The following is a 16433-nucleotide window of genomic DNA, read 5'->3' as shown; positions in this document are numbered from 1 at the left end:
CGCAGGCGAAGCCTGGGTGAACATCCCGAAGCTCTCTTGAACGCCCGTTCAGGTGCGGGTTCACTCCTAGCGTGCACACGAATGCCTTCGATCGAATATCCAGACGTGGCCTGCTGCAGGGATCGGCGGCCCTCGCCGGCGCAGTAGGTCTCGGTGTCGCTTCGGCGAGTCACGCCGGTGCCGAGGTTCCGGGTGGCAGCCCGGGCTTCGCGCACGGCGTGGCATCCGGTGACCCGTTGCCGGATGCGGTGATCATCTGGACCCGCATCACCCCGACGGCAGACGCGACGCCCGGTTCCGGCGTCGGGCCGGCGGTGACTCTCAACTGGCAGGTCGCGACCGATGAGGGGTTCGCGAGCGTCGTTGCGTCCGGAAGTGTTGCTGCTTCGGCGGATTCCGATCACACCGCGAAGGTCGACGTCACCGGACTCGATTCGTCGACGACGTACTGGTACCGATTCACTGCGGGTTCGGCTGTTTCTCCGGTGGGCCGCACCCGCACGGCTCCGTCGAACTCGGCAGATCTCGATCGTCTCCGCTTCGGCGTGGTGTCCTGCTCCAACTGGGAGGCGGGGTATTTCGGTGCCTATCGTCACCTCGCATTCCGCGAAGACCTCGACGCGATCATCCACCTCGGTGACTACATCTACGAGTACGGGCAGGGGGAGTACGGCGCGAGAAACGGATCCGTTCGCCTTCACGAGCCGGCCCACGAGATCATTTCGCTGGCCGACTACCGAATTCGGCACGCGCAGTACAAGACAGACCCGGATCTGGCAGCTCTGCACCTGAAGCTCCCGTTCATCACCACGTGGGACGATCACGAATCGGCCGACAACGCGTACCGGGACGGCGCCGAAAACCACACTCCCGGTGTCGAAGGTGACTGGGCAGATCGAAAGGCCAACTCGGCCAAGGCATATTTCGAGTGGATGCCCGTCCGGCCGTCGGGTAGTGGTTCGAGCGTTCAGCTGTATCGTCGGTTCCGCTTCGGGAATCTGGCCGAGATCTCGATGCTCGATCTGCGTACTTACCGCGACGAGCAACCGACCATGAAGCAGGTCGACGATCCGTCGCGCACCATTACCGGACGCGCACAGATGGATTGGTTGACCAACGGAATCGTCACCTCCCCGACGCAGTGGAAGGTCGTCGGCAATCCGGTCATGATCACGCCCTGCGTGTTCCCGCCGCTGGAACCGGCGACCACCGCGGCGTTGACCGAACTGGTGGGTGTGCCGCAGGCCGGTGTCCCGTACAACACGGATCAGTGGGACGGGTACACCGCCGACCGCACCAGGCTTTTCGACGCGATCACCTCGAACGGTGTGGACAACACCGTCTTCATCACCGGTGACATCCACACGTCATGGGCCTGCGACCTACCGACCAACGCCGCCAACTATCCGGGTGGGCCGACCGTCGGCGCCGAGTTCGTCGTCCCGTCGGTGACGTCGCCCAATATCGACGACATGCTGAAAGTGCCACCGCGCACGGTAACCGTTGCGGCAGAAGAAGCATTCAAGGCCGTGAACCGCCACGTGCGGTACGTCGAACTGGATTCGCACGGCTACGGCGTATTCGAAATCGCCCGCGAAGGTACTCAGATGGACTGGTACTACGTCGACGATCTCACCAATCCGCAGAGCAATGCGCACTACGCCGTGAGCTACCGTCTGCCGGCAGGCGCGGGCAGTAGAGTCTCACCCACCTCGGCCGCCCTCGATCAGGCCTCGTACCGACCAGGAGTCGACCAGTGAGTATCGAAGTTTCGCGTCGTAGCGTTCTGATCGGTGGAAGTGTTGTCGCCGGAACGGCATTGCTCGGAACGCCCGCTCGCGCGAGTGTTCCCACCAGCGCCGGAATCCCAGACCTGGACGTGCATGTCATAGTCGTAGACGGCATGCGGCCGGACGAGCTGCGATCGGAGCTCACCCCGACGCTGACCGGGCTTGCGGCCGGCGGTATCCACTACCCGGACGCCAGTGCCATCACGATCGCAGAGACGCTGCCGAACCACACGGCGATGATGACGGGAGTGCTGCCGGCGCGTTCGGGTGTACCCGCCAACTCCGTCTACGATTCGTCCATCGACAAGAAGCGGGACCTCGATCGGCCTTCCGACCTGCAGGCATCGACGGTCCTGGATCGGGTACGCACCGAACTCGGATTGACCACTGCGAGTGTGCTGTCGAAGCGCTACCTGCACGGGTTGTTCGGTGACCGCGCCTCATTGGTGTGGGATCCGCAGCCGCTCGTTCCCGGTACCGAGCATGCGCCGGACAACTTCACGATCGACGCCTTGATCCGTATCGTCGGCGGGAACTCGCCGCGGCTCTCGTTCACCAACCTCGGTGACGTCGATCGGGTCGGGCACCTGGATCTGTCCGGTCCGTCCATCCGTATCGCCCGCACGGCTGCACTTCAGAACACCGACAACCAGGTTCGCCGTTTCGTCGACTTCCTTCATGACACGGGTCGCTGGAATCGGAGCATTCTGATCGTGTTGGCCGACCACTCCATGGACTGGTCGGAGCCCGCGCGGCTCATCGGCTTGGATCGACCGCTGAACGCGGACCCGTTGCTGGCAGGCAAGATTCGAATCGCCCAGAACGGTGGCGCAGACCTGATCTACTTCATCGGACCCGATGGCGAACGGGCGGAAGCCGTCAGCCGGATTCAGCAGATCGTGGATGGTGTGGACGGCGTCGAATCCAGCCACCTCCCCGCCGAATTCGGTCTTGGTACCAATGCCGGTGACGTCGTTGCGTTTTGCGCCCAGAGCTGGCGGTTCAGTGATCCGACTCCACTGTCCAATCCGATTCCCGGCAACCACGGCCACTTCGTGACGCTGCCCATTCCGTTCTTCCTCAGCGGCGGACATCCCGCTCTGGACGGTGGACGGAAGATCGACACGCAGGCTCGCACGATCGACGTCGCGCCGACGGTTGCGGCTCTGCTCGGCCTCGGTGCACCTGCCGGCGGCTGGGACGGCGTCGCTCGCACGACGGGTGTGTCGCTGAACGTCTAACGAGGATCGCGACCGGTCAGGGCAATCAGCCTGTCCTGCAACGACGCATCGTCCGGGAGGTCGACGGGATCGGAGAAGAGTCCGCTCTCGGCGAGCATGTCGCGCTGCCCGTCGAGGTCGGACCAGACGGCCTCGACGAGGTCTGGATCGAGCCGCTCGTCTGCTCCGACCGCTCGCGCAAGGTCCCAGGTGTGGATGGTGACGTCCGAGGTCTGCTGGCGCAGATAGGGTTCCACCTTCACCGTGCCGTACGAGAGGTGAACGTGGGCACTGAGGTCCGTCGATTTCCACGCTTTGATTGCGGCATCGGAGTACTTCTGCCATTCGGTCCACAGGTCGTCCCCGACGGGAACGATGTCCGGCGTCGCCTCGCCGACCGTCAGTCCGGCCAGGAGCGGCGGTACCCACTGCTGCTCCTCGATGACGTGGCGGACGAGGTGTTCGACGTGCCAGTCGGAGTCGGGCGTGGGTGCGTTCCAGTCCTCGACCGCAGCGAGTCGTGAACCGAATTCGCGGTGGGCGGTGAGTACGAGTTCGAGCCAATCGAATGCCATCACTCGAGGGTAACCCGATCAGCGTGACGTTAATCGGTGCGTGAGGCTTCGATTCGGTGAAGACTGTCGGGGTTGTCGCTCAGTCGAATCGAGGAGTTTTCATGACCGTCCCCACCGTCACTCTGGCCGAAGGTCTCACTGTCAGCGCCCAGGGATACGGCGCGATGTCCGTCGCCCCGGTCTACGGCCCGGTGGATCCGGCCGAGGCGCTCGCCACGCTGCACCATGCGGTGGACATCGGGATCACGTTCATCGACACCGCCAACGTGTACGGCGAGGGCTCGAGCGAGCGTGCGGTGGGAGAGCTTCTCAAAGACCGCCGGGACGAAGTGCAGTTGGCGACCAAGTTCGGTCTGGTCGGCAACATCGCCAACGGTCAGCGCGGGATCAACGGAGACCCGGCTTACGTGCCGCGGGCACTCGACGAGTCTCTGGGACGACTCGGCGTCGATCATGTCGACCTCTACTACTTGCACCGGGTCGACCCGAACGTGCCGATCGAAGACACCGTCGGCGCGATCGCGGAGCAGGTGAAGGCGGGCAAGGTCCGCAACATCGGCCTGTCCGAGGCGACTGGCGATGAACTGCGTCGTGCGTACGGGGTGCATCCGATCGCGGCGATCCAGTCGGAATGGAGCATCTGGAGTCGGGACGTCGAGAACAAGGTAGTACCCACCGCCGCGGAACTCGGAGTCGGATTCGTGCCCTTCTCACCTGTGGGCCGAGGCTTCCTGGCGGGATCGTTCGATGCGGAGACGCTCGGTGACAACGACCTGCGCCGACGCTTCCCCCGCTTCTCGGACTCCGCGCTCCCTGCTAATCAGAAGGTTCTCGACGTGGTCCGCGCCGTCGGTGAGGAGCTCGGCGCGACGCCTGCACAGGTTTCCCTGGCATGGCTCGATGCCAAGGGCCGTCAGCACGGGTTGCCTTCCGTTTCGATTCCCGGCACGCGGTTCGCTGCACGAGTCACGGAAAACGCCGGAGCGTTGGACATCGTTTTGAGCGAAGACCAGATCGCTCGCCTCGACTCCCTCGCCGCGATTACCGAAGGCTTCCGTTCGGCTGATTTGAATTGGGTCTCTCAGGGCCGCGAATAATCATGTCCTGAGCCTTGCGAAAGACAGGAGTAACATACAGACCCGATGAAAAAAGTGTGGTTGGTCTGGGGTGTCGGTGTTTTTGCCTACGTGATCGCCGTGCTTCACCGCACTTCGTTCGGTGTCTCGGGTCTGTCTGCTGCTGATCGGTTCTCGATCTCGCCCAGCGTTCTGTCGAGCTTCGTCGTGCTGCAGATCGTTGTGTACGCCGGTATGCAGATTCCGGCAGGAGTTCTCCTCGACCGCTACGGTTCGCGGATCATGATCGCAGTCGGTGCGTTCATCATGATGTCCGCGCAGTTGGCTCTCGCCTTCACCGAATCGCTGCCCGTCGCGATCGGTGCACGTATTGCCGTCGGTGCCGGGGATGCACTCACCTTCATCTCGGTGTTGCGGTTGGTACCGCAGTGGTTCCCGCCCCGGCAGGTGCCGTTGGTCTCGCAGTTCACGGGCATCCTCGGTCAGCTGGGCCAGGTGATGTCTGCGCTTCCGTTCATGTTGCTGTTGTCCGGACCGGGCTGGACTTTTGCCTACGGCAGCGCTGCCGCTGTCGGACTGTTGGCGTTTGCACTGGCGTTGAGTGTCATCCGCGACGCGCCTCCCGGTGCCGACGTGGTGGCCGTGCCGGCCGGCGCCAAGGAGATCGGGCGACAGATCAAGACGGTGTGGATGAGACCCGGCACCCGCCTCGGGTTCTTCAGTCACATGGGGACGCAGTTCTCGATAACGACGTTCGCGCTGCTGTGGGGTGTGCCGTATCTGAAATCGGCTCAAGGCCTCGACTCCGCCACCGTCGGCTCGCTGCTGACGCTGTCAGTCATCTCGGCAATCGTGGCCGGTCCGATACTCGGCATCCTCACCGGCCGCTATCCCATGCGTCGATCGTGGTTGGTTCTCACCATCATGGTCGCCAGCGCGCTCATGTGGACGATCGTGCTTTCACGAAGCGAACCGTCTCCGCTCTGGCTGTTGACGATCCTGGTGGTCGTCATCTCGGTGGGTGGGCCGGGTTCGGTGATCGGCTTCGACTACGCGCGTACGTCGAACCCGAGTTCGGCGATGGGCACCGCGCAAGGCATGGTCAACATCGGGGGATTCCTCGCTTCCCTCATCGTGATTCAAGTGATGGGCGTCATCCTCGGACACATGGGCGGGTACACGTTCGACGGATTCCGTGTCGCCTGGATGGTGCAATATCCGGTTTGGATTCTCGGTATCGTCGGTGTGCTCGTCACCCGAGGCAAAGCCCGGCGAGCCCTCGCAGCAGAAGGCGTACACGTACGGCCGATTCGCGAAGTCATTCGCCGCAACAAATAACTCGATCGCATCGGGTAATTCATCCCCTGCGGGTGAGGTTCCCAAGCGTCCGAGCCACCAGGCTTGATGGATGAACGACGCAATGAACATCGGACCGGTCGAGCTCGTGGTGCTGGCATTCCCAGGTTCAACTGTGGATCCTGAAGCTGTCGCCGCGCTGCAGAACGTGGTGGAACGAGGTTTTGTCACTCTGCTCGACCTCGTGTACATCGCCAAGGACGCGGACGGACAGGTGTCGCAGATCGATGTCGACGAAGATCTCACCGACATCGGACTGGCGATTCTGTCCATCGAAGCCAAGGCATTGATCAGTGACGAGGACCTGGACGTGGTCCGTGAGTCACTCGAACCAGGAACGTCCGCCGCAGTCATCGTCTACGAGCAGACGTGGGCGCGTGAGCTCGCGTCGACGGTTCGCGGTGGCGGCGGCGACGTAGTCCTTCACGTTCAGATACCGCGCGAGGTAGTCGTCGCAGCGGTCGAAGCAGCATTTCAGTAGCGACAATTACCCAAGGAGTTCGGCATGGTTTTTCGAGGTGGACGCAGAGGGCGGCCGGGGTTGCTCGGCACGGTGGCGCGCACGGCGGTAGTGGCTGGAACCGCAAAGGCGACGTCCAACGCCATGGATCGACGGAGTCAACGAAAGGCCAGCGAGCAGCAGCAGGAATATCAGCAGGAGTACCAGCAGCAACAGCCGCCGCCGCAGCAGCAGGTCGCCCCCGTGCAGTCCGTTCCCCCTTCAGGCGCGGACGATCTGGTCTCCAAGCTGCAGGAGTTGGGACAGCTTCATCAGTCCGGCGTGTTGACCGATGCCGAGTTCGCGGCGGCAAAGGCGCAGTTGCTGAGCTAGCCCTGCTGTTCTCTTCAATTGCGGCAATGCGCATTGCCGCAATTCGGCGTGAAAGGCTGACTTATGATCGACCCACGTGCGGCATCGGCCGCAATCGAAGCCGCGAACGCCCGAGTCGCCGAGACTCTACCGTTCTCCGACGGCGCCGACTTCACCGAGGCGAAGCGGGGTTTCGTCGCCGCGCTCGATCCGGGGCTGGTTGCCGATTCGGACGGGAAAGTCCTGTGGAACAACGATTCCTACGCCTTCCTTGACGAGGACTGCCCGCCAACGGTCAATCCGAGCTTGTGGCGTCAGTCGAAGTTGGTCGCCAAGCAGGGACTCCTTGCGGTGACGGATTCGATCTATCAGATTCGCGGACTTGATCTGTCGAACATGACGTTGATCGAGGGAGATACCGGAATCATCGTCATCGATCCACTGATCTCCCGGGAAACCGCTGCTGCCGGGCTCGCGTTGTACCGGGAACACCGTGGTGATCGACCAGTAGTCGCGGTGATCTACACGCATTCGCACATCGACCACTTCGGCGGGGTCAAAGGTGTGACCACCGACGACGACGTCGCCGCCGGGCGATGCGTGATCGTCGCACCCACCGGGCTCGTGGAGCACGCGGTCGAGGAAAACGTCTATGCGGGAACGGCAATGGCTCGAAGCGCGGCCTACATGTACGGGGCGGCCTTACCCCGAGGTCCCCGAAGTAGCGTCGGAGCCGGGTTGGGGCAGACCACCTCAACCGGCACACCGACGCTCATTTCGCCGACGGTGTCGATCTCGAAGACAGGTCACACGGAGACGATCGACGGCGTTCGGATCGAATTCCAGATGACGCCCGGAACCGAGGCCCCGTCCGAGATGAACTTCTACTTCCCGGATTTGCGCGCACTGTGTATGGCGGAGAACGCAACTCATACTCTCCACAACCTGCTCACGCTTCGCGGTGCCCTGGTACGAGATCCTCACGTCTGGTCTGCGTACCTGACGGAATCGATCAATCGTTACGCCTCACGATCCGACGTTCTGTTTGCGTCCCACCACTGGCCGACGTGGGGGACCGAACGGCTCACCGAGTTCCTGTCATTGCAGCGCGACCTCTACGGGTACCTTCACGATCAGACACTTCGTCGAATCAATCAGGGGTGGACCGGTCTCGAGATCGCCGAATCGATCGAGCTGCCAACTGCATTGGCGCAAGCGTGGCACACGCACGGGTACTACGGTTCCGTCAGTCACAACGTCAAAGCCATCTACCAGCGATACATGGGTTGGTTCGACGGTAACCCTGCGCATCTGTGGGAGCATCCACCCGTCGAATCGGCCAAGCGTCACGTGGAGTTCATGGGCGGATCAGCAGAAGTGTTACGGAAAGCTCGGGAATCGTACGAGCGCGGCGACTTTCGCTGGGTTGCGCAGGTGGTGAACTACGTGGTCTTCGCTGAACCGGACAACGTCGAGGCCAAGAATCTGCAGGCCGATACCTTCGAGCAACTCGGGTACGGCGCCGAGAACGGCACCTGGCGGAACTTCTACCTCACCGGTGCGTACGAACTGCGCAACGGCTCAGTGGGGACGCCCACGGTTGCCGCGGCGCCCGACATCACCGCAGCGCTGTCGGTAAGTCAAGTCTTCGATGCAGTATCGCTGCGCGTGGATGGAGTGCGCGCAGCGGGCTCGCACATCGTCGTCGATTGGAACATCACTGACGAAAACATCGTTCACCGAACGGAACTCAGCAACGGAGTTCTGATCCATTTCGACGTGGAAGGTGAGTCTGCAGATGCTGGGTCTGTGGATGCGATGTTCAGTTTGAGTCGGCGCGACTTACTCGGTGTGCTGCTCGGTGGTGTGGACTTGGGTGCCGAGATTGCGAATGGAACCATCTCGGTTTCCGGCGACCCGGCGAAGCTCGCAGAACTTGCCGGATACCTCGACGAGCCGGATCCGAACTTTGCGATAGTCACTCCGACCTAGCGCTGTATCAGTCGTGAACGAGCCTGTACTTCAACAGGTCTCGAGTCGCGCACCTTTTTGAAGTTGTCCGTTTTGTCTCTGGTTCTCGAAAGTATGTTCGATTAAACTTTCGGCATGGATAGTCGGGGAGCGTGGCAGCTGGATGGTGAGGACCTCAAGAGTGAGGTTCTGGATCTGGTGCGTGTCCGGCACGAGTTGCAGTCGCGGTTGGTGTTGTTGATCGTGGAGATGTTTTCCCGTGAGGTTCTTGGCGGGAAGGGTTTTCGGGCGATCGCGCTGTGGTTGCATGGTTCGACGAATTTGGAGATCGGTGAGTGCAGTCTGCTGGTCGGGTTGGCGCGGTTGTTGATGCTCGAACCCGTGGTGGGCGATGCGTTTCATCGTGGTGACGTGGATGCGTTGAAGGCGCGGCAGGTGGCGTCGTTTTGTCAGCATCCACCCAAGAACATGACGCCGGCGGATGTGGACAAGGCTCGCGGGATCCTGTTGGGTTTGGCGTCGAAGAACATTGCGGATTGTGATGCGGTGCGGGCGGCGATTCGGCGGATCGAGAAGCAGTACGGCAAGCGCGAAGACGGGGTTCCGGTGGGTGAGGATTCGGAGCGTAACGAGTTCTACGCGTCGAAGGGCTTGTACGGGCGCGTGTCGGTGAAGGGTGATCTGGATGCGGTGAACGGGGCACGGTTGATCACGTTGTTGTCGAGTCTGTCGGCTCCGACGCCGGAGAAGGACGGCGTCAAAGACACCCGCACTCCGGCACTGCGGCGGGCGGACGGGTTCTGCGAATTGTTGCGCCGGTACGAGCGGGCGGGGTTGGGTCCGATCGAAGGCGGCGTGAAACCGCACGTCACGGTCACGGCCAGCGCGAAAGACCTGACGGATATGCAGGCGCTCAAGGATTTGTTGCCGTCGACCGAAGAACTGGGTTTCGCGTGGACGGATTGGGTGGGTCCGATCAGCATCGATACTGCGCGGATGTTGGCGTGCGACTGCACCGTGACGCGGATTTTGTTGGATGAGAATGGTGTTCCGCTCGACTGTGGCAAAGAAGCAAGGACCGCGACGGTACCCCAGCGGCGGGCGTTGGCGGTTCGTGATGGTGGGTGTGCGTTTCCAGGGTGCGGGACGCCGTCGGGGTGGTGCGATGCCCATCATATTGTTCACTGGGGTGATAGTGGCCCAACGGATCTCGATAATCTGGTCTTGTTGTGTGGTCATCATCATCGGACACTGCACCACACGGAGTGGCGGGTCGAGATCGGCCCCGACCGAAAAACAGTGTTCTATCCACCGATGTCGATTGATCCGTTCCAGCGGCCCATCGGCGGGAACAGTCCGCCCACCGCGGCGTGAATCGCGACAACTGAAGACGTGAGCACCGGGGCACAACCATGCCCCGGTGCTTGCTCAATCCAGTATTTACTCAAGACAACGTGATGTCGGCAATCAGGCCGTGGTGATCGGATCCCTCGATCTCGATCCGTTCCAAGGATGTCGCCACGGCGCCTTTCGTGATGATGTGGTCGATACCGACCACCGCCGGATACCGCTTGTCGGTCGGATAGGTCGGGATCAGGCCGGAACCCAATTGGTCGGCGGCGCTGGTGTATCCGTTCGTGAGAAGATTCCGGAACTGTTTGTTCGAGTACGACGCGTTGAAGTCGCCGCTCACTATCACGTTGTCCCGTCCGGCGACTTTGTCCATGTAAGACCCAAGCCTTCGCTGCTCGTCCGCCCACACCGAAGGCGGTGAGATGTACGCCGGTGCCGGATGCACGGCGAACAATGTGACTGGCTGCGCCAAGCCGACATTCAGTTCTGCGGACAGCGTTTCGGGTGAGAATCCGTCGAGGCTACGCGGATTGGAGAGTGGAAAGCGACTGTAGATTCCTGCCCCGCCACCACCGTCGGTGTACGGGACGAGGAATTGGTGGCTCAGAACCTCGTCAAGCCCGGCGGCTTTGAGCGCGTCGGCTTCCTGGTACGTCAACTCCTGGACCGTCACCACGTCGACCTCGCGTTCGCGGACCATCGCCACAAGCGACTCCGGATCCGCTGCACCGACCATCAAGTTAGCCTGCATGATTCGAATCGATGGACCGTTCGCAGACGTCGACTCCCCAGTTCCGCCGATGTACAGCGGGCTCACAGACCATCCGAACAACCCAAGGACGAGGATCGAGGCGGCGCACACGATCCACTGACGCCCGATACCCGAGACGACGGCACCGATCAGCGGAGCAATCATCAACAAGGGCGCCACTGACGCCAGAACGATCACGATGTTGTGATCGACGTCCAACTGAGTTGCGATCAAGGCAACCAAACCAGTCACGATGCCGGCCACACCGGCCACGGCCGAAAGGCGGCGAAGAACCAGTCGACGAGGGGTCACGGCATCGGGTTGCATGACGTCCATGGAAGCAGAAGAGCGTCATAGCTCCGGGAAACTGCAGGTGGAGTCGGTGCGCCCTATTGTTTGCGCCCTATTGTTGCGGATACGGAAGGTGGCTGCTGCTGTTCTCACTGACGGAGATCGAGCGGCCGAGTTGGGGGAAGGCGCGTTGAGAGCACGCTGGCCTGTCACAGACTTTGCACCCCGCGCCGATCGGCACGATGGTCGCGGGGTCGTCCGTCTGAATTCCGTGTGAGTAGACCATGCGATCGGCGTAGCCGATGTCGCAACCGAGTCCGACGGCGAAGTTGCGCTCGGGTGCGAGGTACCCGAGTCCGCCGCTGTGGGTAGTGCGCGCCACCCAGAGGTATGTCCGGCCGTCGGGCATCTTCGCGACCTGAGTGAGGATGCGACCTGGGCTCGCGAATGCCTCGTGGATGACCCACAGCGGGCAGCTGCCTCCGACTCTGGAGAAGTGAAAGGCGGTAGCAGACTGACGCTTCGAGATGTTTCCGGCGCGATCGGTTCGGACGAAGAAGAAAGGGATGCCGCGTTGGCCGTGTCGTTGGAGAGTGGACAACCGGTGGCAGACTGTCTCGAAGCCGACCTCGAACTTGAGGCTGAGCAGGTCGATGTCGTACCGCAAGGCCTCAGCGGATTGCAGGAATTGGGTGTACGGGAGTAGCAGTGCGCCGGCAAAGTAGTGTGCGAGTCCGACGCGAGCCAGCGCTGCGGACTCGGCGCTCAATGATTCATCCTCGGCGACAAGGGAATCGATCACGTCGGCCTGCGTGAAGAAGGCCAACTGCATTGCGATCTGGAACGCGCGTTGTCCTGCCGACAGACGACGGGCGAGTGTGAGGACCGACTTGTTCGGATCGTAGTAACGCTTGGGGCCGAGCTTGTCGGGTTCGTCGGTACGGATCGTCACGGTGACGCCGTGCTGATCGCGAAGTAGTCGTGCCAGTTGCAAATCCACTGCGCCCACGGACAATCCGTTGTCCAGGAACATCTGCTCGGCAGCGTCGTCCAGAACGGCGATGTGATTCTTTCGGTCGTAGAAGAAGTCCCGAACTTCCTCGTAGGGCATCGGTACGAGTGACACATCGGACGCTGGTTCGCCGGACAACTGCGTCGAGAACTGGTCCAACTGCTCTGTCGCGGCGTGAAGGCGGCGGTGCAACATCACGAGGGTGCGTCCGACCGCCGGCATGCGGGCCACCAATTCGTCCACCTCGGCCAGAGATACGTCTCCAGATTCCGAAGTTTCGGCCAAGGCGTGATGAACGTCCGCAACCAGGCGTGCGTCGGAATCGGAGGCGAACAATTGCACGTCGAGATCGAACTCGGCGTTGAGCTTGAGAAGGACGGGCACCGTCAGCGGTCGTTGATCGTTCTCCAGTTGATTGACATAGCTGGGGGAGAGTTCGAGTGCCTTCGCCAGTGCGGACTGTGACAGGTTTCGTTCCTCCCGCAGCCGTCGCAGCCGCGCTCCCGCGTACATCTTCTTCATCAAATCTCCTCGGTGCCGATCGCGTTCACCCTACCGAGAAGCTATTCGCAACATTCGCAACATCGCAGCATTGTCATTGCACAAATAGGCAATTGCGAGGGCCTATCCCGAGGTGAATGAGCTGCGTAGCGTGCAAATAGATACCGAAGAACGTGAGAAGAGGACCGATGAAGACGCATCTCGTACGCACTCACCGCTCTGCCGAAGAGTTCCCCAAGGAAGACCACCTCGCGTGGAAGATCGCGGAAGTTGCGACGGATTCCGTCGACGTCACCGACGCCACTTCCGACATGATCGTCAACCGGATCATCGACAACGCGGCAGTTGCCGCAGCTTCCCTGGTGCGCCGTCCCGTGGTGAATGCGCGGGCGCAAGCACAGTCGCATCCGTATACGCCGGGCTCCACCGTGTTCGGTATCCCCGGTACGTTCTCGCCTGAATGGGCCGCCTGGGCCAACGGTGTCGCGGTTCGTGAACTCGATTTCCACGACACGTTCCTCGCCGCCGAGTACTCGCACCCCGGAGACAACATCCCGCCGATCCTCGCCGTCGCTCAGCACACCAGCCGTGACGGTCGAGACCTGATTCGTGGTCTGGCGACCGGCTACGAGATCCAGATCGACCTGGTTCGGGCTATCTGCCTGCACGAGCACAAGATCGACCACGTCGCACACCTCGGCCCCTCGGCTGCGGCAGGTATCGGAACTTTGCTGGGCCTGGGCACCGAGACGGTCTACCAGGCAATCGGCCAGGCGCTGCACCTCACGACGGCGACACGTCAGTCCCGCAAGGGCGAGATATCCAGTTGGAAGGCGTACGCGCCTGCGCTGGCAGGCAAGGTTGCCGTAGAGGCGGTCGACCGCGCGATGCGCGGTGAGGGCGCACCGTCACCGATCTGGGAAGGCGAAGACGGCGTCATCGCCTGGCTACTCGGTGGCCCGGACAAGGAGTACCACGTTCCGCTGCCCGGTTCGGGTGAGGCGAAGCGCGCCATCCTCGACTCGTACACCAAAGAACACTCCGCGGAGTACCAGAGCCAGGCGCCGATCGACCTCGCTCGCCGAATGCGTTCTCGTGTCGGTGATCTCGACCAGATCGCCTCGATCGTCCTGCATACCAGCCACCACACCCACGTCGTCATCGGCACCGGTTCCGGCGATCCGCAGAAGTTCGACCCGACCGCCTCGCGTGAAACCCTCGACCACTCGGTGATGTACATCTTTGCCGTTGCGCTACAGGACGGTACGTGGCACCACGAACATTCCTACGCGTCCGAGCGTGCACAGCGCGCGGACACGATCGAGCTGTGGAACAAGATCTCCACGCGCGAAGATCCCGAATGGACACGCCGTTACCACTCGACGGATCCGGACGAGAAGGCTTTCGGTGCTCGCGCCGAGATCACCTTGAAGAGCGGCGAAGTCATCGTCGACGAGCTTGCGGTGGCCGATGCGCACCCGCTCGGCGCACGTCCGTTCGCTCGCGATCAGTACGTCGCGAAATTCCGCACCCTCGCCGAGGGCGTCATCGAGCCGAGCGAACAGGACCGCTTCCTCGATGCGGCTCAGCGCACCGCCGAATTGAAGGCAGGCGAACTCGATCAGCTGACCTTCACCGTTTCCGAAGACGTTCTCGCTCGGGCTCCCAAGGTCGCCAAGGGACTTTTCTGATGTCGGGCCTCATCGCAGCAGCGACGTCTGCAGCCGACAAGCGGATTGCCTTCCGGGCGGGGCTGACGTCCGGAAAGATTCAACGACTCCCGGGTGCAATCAATCCGCTGACAGCCAGACTGATTCAGGAAATCGGGTTCGAGGGTGTCTACGTTTCAGGTGGTGCGTACTCCGCCGGATTGGCGCTTCCCGACATCGGACTGACCACCTTGACCGAGGTCGCCGGCCACAGCAAGCAGATCGCGCGCGTCACGGACCTCCCGACGCTCGTCGACGCCGACACCGGTTTCGGTGAACCTATGAGCGCGGCCCGCACGGTCACGATCTTCGAGGACGACGGAATAGCCGGTCTGCACCTCGAGGATCAGATCAACCCCAAACGCTGCGGGCACCTCGACGGCAAAGCAATTGTGCCCACCGAAGACATGGTTCGCCGTGTTCGTGCTGCAGTGTCGGCGCGTCGTGACCCGAACTTCGTCATCTGCGCGCGCACCGATGCTGCCGGAATCGACGGTATCGACGCGGCGATCGAGCGAGCAAAGGCCTATGTGGATGCCGGTGCCGATCTGATCTTCACCGAAGCTCTTGCCACCGAGGCCGACTTCGAGAAGTTCCGCGCAGCGGTCGACACTCCGCTCCTCGCCAACATGACCGAGTTCGGGAAGTCGAATCTCATTTCGGCGAAGACGTTGGAAGAGATCGGTTTCAACGCCGTCATCTACCCCGTGACCACCCTTCGGCTGGCGATGTTCGCTATCGAAAAGGGTCTGCGCGAGATTTTTGCGGAGGGCACGCAAGAAGGACTGCTCGGCGAAATGCAGCATCGCAGCAGGTTGTACGAGATTCTCGAGTACGAGCGCTACAACGAATTCGACAGTGGCATTTTCAATTTCAGCTTGGAGGGGAGTAGGACATGACCGAACAGATTCCGACGATCTACAAGGGCTTGGCCGGAGTTGTCGTCGATACGACGGCTATCTCCAAGGTAGTGCCCGAGACGAATTCGTTGACGTATCGCGGTTACGCAGTGCAGGACCTTGCCGCGAACTGCAGCTTCGAAGAAGTTGCGCACCTGCTCTGGTACGGCGAACTGCCGACTCCCGAGCAGCTCGAATTGCTCTGTCTGCGTGAGCGTGCGGCCCGTCGTGCCGACCGCTCACTGCTCTCGCTTCTGACCAAGATGCCGGACAACTGCCACCCCATGGATGTTGTCCGCACGGCGATCAGCTACCTCGGCGCCGAGGATCCGGCGGAGGACGACAACTCGGAGAAGGCCAATCTGGCCAAGGCGCTGCGGATGACGGCTGTGCTGCCGACCATCGTCGCAGCCGATTTCCGCCGCCGGCGCGGTCAGGATCCCATCGCGCCGCAGTCGGACCTGGGTTTCGCCGAAAACTTCTTGAACATGTGCTTCGGTGCTGTTCCGGAGCCGGCGATCGTGAAGGCCTTCGAGGTCTCGCTGATCCTGTACGCGGAGCACTCCTTCAACGCCTCGACGTTCGCCGCTCGTGTTGTGACGTCCACACTTTCGGACATCTACAGCGCAGTGACCGCTGCTATCGGCACGCTCAAGGGCCCGTTGCACGGCGGTGCAAACGAAGCTGTCATGCACGACATGCTCGAGATCGACGACCCCGACCGCGCCGAAGCCTGGATGTCGGAGAAGTTGGCTGCCAAGGAGAAGGTCATGGGCTTCGGTCACCGCGTCTACAAGAACGGTGATTCGCGTGTTCCGACCATGAAGCAGGCCCTCCTCGACGTCGCGGCAGCGACCGACGGCGAGAAGTGGGTGCAGATGTACGAGATCCTCGAGAAGACCATGGTCAGTGCCACCGGAATCAAGCCGAATCTCGATTTCCCCACGGGCCCTGCATATTTCCTCATGGGCTTCGACGTCGAGATGTTCACGCCGATCTTCGTGATGAGCCGCATCACCGGATGGACGGCGCACATCATCGAGCAGGGGCAGTCGAATGCACTGATCAGGCCGCTGAGCCAGTATTCGGGCGTGCCACAGCGCACAGTCGTGGCATGA

At 61.9% G+C, this 16433-nt stretch carries 14 protein-coding genes; 11 read left to right on the top strand and 3 right to left on the bottom strand.

What is annotated here, in order from left to right:
• Nucleotides 1-71: 71 nt before the first annotated feature.
• Together P0M12_RS07120 and P0M12_RS07115 are read left to right on the top strand one after the other, a co-directional pair.
• Nucleotides 72-1760, top strand: a complete 1689-nt coding sequence (locus tag P0M12_RS07120) for an alkaline phosphatase D family protein (protein ID WP_003939836.1) — start codon at nucleotides 72-74, stop codon at nucleotides 1758-1760.
• Nucleotides 1757-3031 (top strand): alkaline phosphatase family protein, encoded by a 1275-nt coding sequence (locus tag P0M12_RS07115; RefSeq protein ID WP_277377552.1) that lies wholly within the window; start codon nucleotides 1757-1759, stop codon nucleotides 3029-3031. The genes P0M12_RS07120 and P0M12_RS07115 overlap by 4 nt, the downstream gene beginning before the upstream one ends.
• Here P0M12_RS07115 and P0M12_RS07110 read toward each other — a convergent pair.
• Nucleotides 3028-3585 carry a TIGR03086 family metal-binding protein gene (locus P0M12_RS07110; RefSeq protein ID WP_042924783.1) on the bottom strand — a complete coding sequence of 186 codons (558 nt, stop codon included), beginning with the start codon at nucleotides 3583-3585 and terminating at the stop codon, nucleotides 3028-3030. The two genes, P0M12_RS07115 and P0M12_RS07110, sit on opposite strands and share 4 nt — an antisense overlap.
• A gap of 101 nt (nucleotides 3586-3686) precedes the next feature.
• Between P0M12_RS07110 and P0M12_RS07105 the strand changes: the two genes are divergently transcribed.
• The 6 genes from P0M12_RS07105 (at nucleotide 3687) to P0M12_RS07080 (ending at nucleotide 10173) form a co-directional block, all read left to right on the top strand.
• On the top strand, nucleotides 3687-4682 hold the full coding sequence (locus P0M12_RS07105) for an aldo/keto reductase (protein WP_050656831.1): 996 nt from the start codon (nucleotides 3687-3689) through the stop codon (nucleotides 4680-4682).
• Nucleotides 4683-4727: 45 nt separating this feature from the next.
• Nucleotides 4728-5999, top strand: a complete 1272-nt coding sequence (locus tag P0M12_RS07100) for an MFS transporter (protein ID WP_054827066.1) — start codon at nucleotides 4728-4730, stop codon at nucleotides 5997-5999.
• A gap of 70 nt (nucleotides 6000-6069) precedes the next feature.
• Entirely contained in the window at nucleotides 6070-6498 is a 429-nt protein-coding gene (locus tag P0M12_RS07095) for a DUF6325 family protein (RefSeq protein WP_007732604.1), read from the top strand.
• Between the two features lie 24 nt (nucleotides 6499-6522).
• Nucleotides 6523-6849 carry an SHOCT domain-containing protein gene (locus P0M12_RS07090; RefSeq protein ID WP_003939954.1) on the top strand — a complete coding sequence of 109 codons (327 nt, stop codon included), beginning with the start codon at nucleotides 6523-6525 and terminating at the stop codon, nucleotides 6847-6849.
• Between the two features lie 63 nt (nucleotides 6850-6912).
• Nucleotides 6913-8820: an alkyl sulfatase dimerization domain-containing protein gene (locus P0M12_RS07085; protein ID WP_277377551.1), complete on the top strand. Its 1908-nt coding sequence runs from the start codon at nucleotides 6913-6915 to the stop codon at nucleotides 8818-8820.
• Nucleotides 8821-8934: 114 nt separating this feature from the next.
• Entirely contained in the window at nucleotides 8935-10173 is a 1239-nt protein-coding gene (locus P0M12_RS07080; protein WP_277377550.1) for an HNH endonuclease signature motif containing protein, read from the top strand.
• 70 nt (nucleotides 10174-10243) lie between these two features.
• Here P0M12_RS07080 and P0M12_RS07075 read toward each other — a convergent pair whose 3' ends face one another.
• Together P0M12_RS07075 and P0M12_RS07070 are read right to left on the bottom strand one after the other, a co-directional pair.
• On the bottom strand, nucleotides 10244-11239 hold the full coding sequence (locus P0M12_RS07075; protein WP_050656987.1) for an endonuclease/exonuclease/phosphatase family protein: 996 nt from the start codon (nucleotides 11237-11239) through the stop codon (nucleotides 10244-10246).
• A 67-nt stretch (nucleotides 11240-11306) separates the two neighbouring features.
• Nucleotides 11307-12728, bottom strand: a complete 1422-nt coding sequence (locus P0M12_RS07070; protein WP_277377549.1) for a short-chain fatty acyl-CoA regulator family protein — start codon at nucleotides 12726-12728, stop codon at nucleotides 11307-11309.
• A 167-nt stretch (nucleotides 12729-12895) separates the two neighbouring features.
• On the opposite strand from P0M12_RS07070, the gene prpD reads away from it, so the two are divergent.
• From prpD to P0M12_RS07055, 3 genes are read left to right on the top strand one after another with little or no spacing between them, the layout of a single operon-like run.
• Nucleotides 12896-14398, top strand: a complete 1503-nt coding sequence (gene prpD / locus P0M12_RS07065) for a 2-methylcitrate dehydratase PrpD (RefSeq protein WP_007732586.1) — start codon at nucleotides 12896-12898, stop codon at nucleotides 14396-14398.
• A complete protein-coding gene (gene prpB, locus P0M12_RS07060; protein WP_042448311.1) occupies nucleotides 14398-15315 on the top strand; it encodes a methylisocitrate lyase in 918 nt (305 codons plus the stop codon). The genes prpD and prpB overlap by 1 nt, the downstream gene beginning before the upstream one ends.
• The gene (locus tag P0M12_RS07055) at nucleotides 15312-16433 is read left to right on the top strand and encodes a bifunctional 2-methylcitrate synthase/citrate synthase (RefSeq protein WP_020909098.1); all 1122 of its coding nucleotides are present in this window, start codon (nucleotides 15312-15314) and stop codon (nucleotides 16431-16433) included. Before prpB ends, P0M12_RS07055 begins: the two co-directional genes overlap by 4 nt.

The sequence above is a fragment of the Rhodococcus sp. RCBS9 genome, assembly GCF_029457415.1.
GTDB classification, from domain to species: Bacteria; Actinomycetota; Actinomycetes; order Mycobacteriales; family Mycobacteriaceae; genus Rhodococcus_F; species Rhodococcus_F qingshengii.
Note: the sequence above shows the minus strand (reverse complement) of the source record. Positions and strands in the feature narration are given on the sequence as shown.

Bases quoted from the DNA above. Each gene is read 5' to 3' on its own strand.
- P0M12_RS07080 (WP_277377550.1), top strand. From the start codon at position 8,935: ATGGATAGTCGGGGAGCGTGGCAGCTGGATGGTGAGGACCTCAAGAGT.
- P0M12_RS07055 (WP_020909098.1), top strand. From the start codon at position 15,312: ATGACCGAACAGATTCCGACGATCTACAAGGGCTTGGCCGGAGTTGTC.
- prpD (WP_007732586.1), top strand. From the start codon at position 12,896: ATGAAGACGCATCTCGTACGCACTCACCGCTCTGCCGAAGAGTTCCCC.
- P0M12_RS07105 (WP_050656831.1), top strand. From the start codon at position 3,687: ATGACCGTCCCCACCGTCACTCTGGCCGAAGGTCTCACTGTCAGCGCC.
- P0M12_RS07085 (WP_277377551.1), top strand. From the start codon at position 6,913: ATGATCGACCCACGTGCGGCATCGGCCGCAATCGAAGCCGCGAACGCC.
- P0M12_RS07095 (WP_007732604.1), top strand. From the start codon at position 6,070: ATGAACGACGCAATGAACATCGGACCGGTCGAGCTCGTGGTGCTGGCA.
- P0M12_RS07090 (WP_003939954.1), top strand. From the start codon at position 6,523: ATGGTTTTTCGAGGTGGACGCAGAGGGCGGCCGGGGTTGCTCGGCACG.
- P0M12_RS07110 (WP_042924783.1), bottom strand. From the start codon at position 3,585: ATGGCATTCGATTGGCTCGAACTCGTACTCACCGCCCACCGCGAATTC.
- P0M12_RS07100 (WP_054827066.1), top strand. From the start codon at position 4,728: ATGAAAAAAGTGTGGTTGGTCTGGGGTGTCGGTGTTTTTGCCTACGTG.
- P0M12_RS07075 (WP_050656987.1), bottom strand. From the start codon at position 11,239: ATGGACGTCATGCAACCCGATGCCGTGACCCCTCGTCGACTGGTTCTT.
- P0M12_RS07070 (WP_277377549.1), bottom strand. From the start codon at position 12,728: ATGAAGAAGATGTACGCGGGAGCGCGGCTGCGACGGCTGCGGGAGGAA.
- prpB (WP_042448311.1), top strand. From the start codon at position 14,398: ATGTCGGGCCTCATCGCAGCAGCGACGTCTGCAGCCGACAAGCGGATT.